Source organism: Tumebacillus avium, from assembly GCF_002162355.1.
Lineage (GTDB): Bacteria > Bacillota > Bacilli > Tumebacillales > Tumebacillaceae > Tumebacillus_A > Tumebacillus_A avium.
This window is the reverse complement of the sequence record NZ_CP021434.1, coordinates 1,745,001-1,747,500: the sequence shown is the minus strand read 5'-3', so window position 1 is coordinate 1,747,500 and position 2,500 is coordinate 1,745,001. Positions and strand designations below refer to the sequence as shown.

Sequence of the window (2,500 nt, the reverse complement as noted above, 5' to 3'; positions counted from 1 at the left end):
CGTTGCTTCGAATTAAACCACATGCTCCACTGCTTGTGCGGGCCCCCGTCAATTCCTTTGAGTTTCAGTCTTGCGACCGTACTCCCCAGGCGGAGTGCTTAATGCGTTAGCTTCGGCACTGAGGGTGGTACCCCCCAACACCTAGCACTCATCGTTTACGGCGTGGACTACCAGGGTATCTAATCCTGTTTGCTCCCCACGCTTTCGCGCCTCAGCGTCAGAAATCGGCCAGCAAGGCGCCTTCGCCACAGGTGTTCCTCCACATCTCTACGCATTTCACCGCTACACGTGGAATTCCCCTTGCCTCTCCGATCCTCAAGCCATCCCGTATCCAAGGCAATCCCAAGGTTGAGCCTTGGGCTTTCACCCCGGACGCAAATGGCCGCCTGCGCGCGCTTTACGCCCAGTGATTCCGGACAACGCTTGCCCCCTACGTATTACCGCGGCTGCTGGCACGTAGTTAGCCGGGGCTTCCTCCTCTGTTACCGTCAGGGTGTGAGCATTCTCTTCTCACACTTGTTCTTCACAGAAGACAGAATTTTACAACCCGAAGGCCTTCATCATTCACGCGGCGTTGCTCCATCAGGCTTGCGCCCATTGTGGAAGATTCCCTACTGCTGCCTCCCGTAGGAGTCTGGGCCGTGTCTCAGTCCCAGTGTGGCCGGTCACCCTCTCAGGTCGGCTACGCATCGTCGCCTTGGTGAGCCGTTACCTCACCAACTAGCTAATGCGCCGCGGGCCCATCCGACAGTGAAGCGAAAGCTTCTTTCACTTCTCCCTCATGCGAAGGTGAAGCCTATCCGGTATTAGCACTCGTTTCCAAGCGTTATCCCGGTCTGTCGGGCAGGTTGCCCACGTGTTACTCACCCGTCCGCCGCTAACATCTTCGGAGCAAGCTCCGAATCAGTCCGCTCGACTTGCATGTATTAGGCACGCCGCCAGCGTTCGTCCTGAGCCAGGATCAAACTCTCAATAAAAGTTGAAAAAGTTTGTATCTCTGACTCGCGTCATCTCTCTGTAACACTCGTTTAGTTTTCAAGGATCAAGTACAGGATGTACATTGTCCAACGTTGCGACAGGACGTCGCGTTCTTAGTTGGGCTACCACCGCATGTCTCGCGGCGACAAGAGATAATATATCATGGTTGGATGGCTTGTCACAACTCCACTTTTCATCATTATGGCAGATTGGAGAACAAATTTCGCCGACTGTTGAAATCAGCGCGGACGACCTTCGTTTTTTGTTTCCTATCTTCATTATCCTGCCCAATGTCGTAAAACTCAAAGCGCATTCTCGGACTTTTCTATCCGCATTTTGTCCAGACTGGTTACTAAACAACCACTTCTGGAGGTGCCTTCCTATGCAACGCCCCCGTCTCAGCAAGCTGACCATCAAAAACTTCCGCTGTATCGGCCAAACGCCTGTCGAAATCGAACTCGATGACATCGTCGTGCTCGTCGGCCCCAACAACGCTGGCAAAAGCTCGATCCTCCGCGCCTACGAAGTCGTCATGTCGGAAGGCTCCCAAGCGGGCAAGCTGACCCGAGATGATTTTCCGAATGGGGAGGTCCGGCCGGACGCCCTGCCTGAGATCGAGCTGCACACGATCATCTACAATGACCTGCCCGGCCAGCGCTGGATTCACACCGACCCGTCGACTCATGAGATGCTTGTCCGCGAAAGATGGATTTGGCACGACATCGGCGACCCGATCCGCCAAGGGTATGATGTAGAAAAAGGCGCCTGGGACGAGCAAGTGCCTTGGGGTGCCGCCAACGTCGCCAACTCCCGCCGCCCCCAGCCGCACCGGGTCGATGCGTTCACCCACCCCAAAGAGCAGTCTGACAAAATCCTCGCCCTGCTGCTTTCCGTCCTCAACGAGCGTATCCAAGCGACCGATTACGGGCTTGTCCTCGACAAGCTCGCCGAGGTGCAAAAGCTGATCGTCGACCAGTCCCGCCCCCGCATCGCCGAAGTGGAAGCGGGCGTGAACGAGATCATCTCGCAGGTGTTTCCCGACTATGCGATCCGCTTCGATGCCCGCCCGGAAGAAGATCTGGAAAAAGCGATTCAGTTCTTCAAAGCCCCCCAACTGCTGATGGGACCCCAAGACGGCTACCAAAGCACGATCGACCGCCAAGGCAGCGGCGCACGCCGCACTTTGTTATGGGCTGCCTTGCGCTATATCTCCGAACAGGGCTTTGGCAAACCGAAATCGCGCAGCAAAAAGACGCCTGAGCAGCTTGCCGAGCGCCCGCATGTGCTGCTATTGGACGAGCCTGAACTCTGCCTGCACCCCAGCGCCGTCCGCGGAGCCTGCCGTGTTTTGTATGACCTGCCGAACACGGACAGCTGGCAGGTGATGGTCACCACCCACTCCCCGGCGTTTCTCGACCTCTCCCGCGACAACACGACGATCATCCGGGTCGAGCGCACCGTGCAGGGTGAGATCAAAGGCACCACTCTGTTCCGTCCGGAGCGCGCCCAACTGGATGAAGAC

1 protein-coding gene and 1 rRNA gene (both only partly in view) are annotated in these 2,500 nt (G+C 56.8%); one reads left to right on the top strand and one right to left on the bottom strand.

What is annotated here, in order from left to right; all coding sequences use genetic code 11:
- Nucleotides 1-977 (bottom strand): 16S ribosomal RNA (locus CBW65_RS08145); it reaches 570 nt to the left of the window's first position.
- Between the two features lie 383 nt (nucleotides 978-1,360).
- Between CBW65_RS08145 and CBW65_RS08140 the strand changes: the two genes are divergently transcribed.
- On the top strand, nucleotides 1,361-2,500 hold the 5' portion of the coding sequence (locus CBW65_RS08140) for an ATP-dependent nuclease (RefSeq protein WP_087456418.1). It continues 600 nt past the right edge of the window; 1,140 of the gene's 1,740 nt are visible here — the first part of the coding sequence; it begins with the start codon at nucleotides 1,361-1,363; its stop codon lies off the right edge, out of view.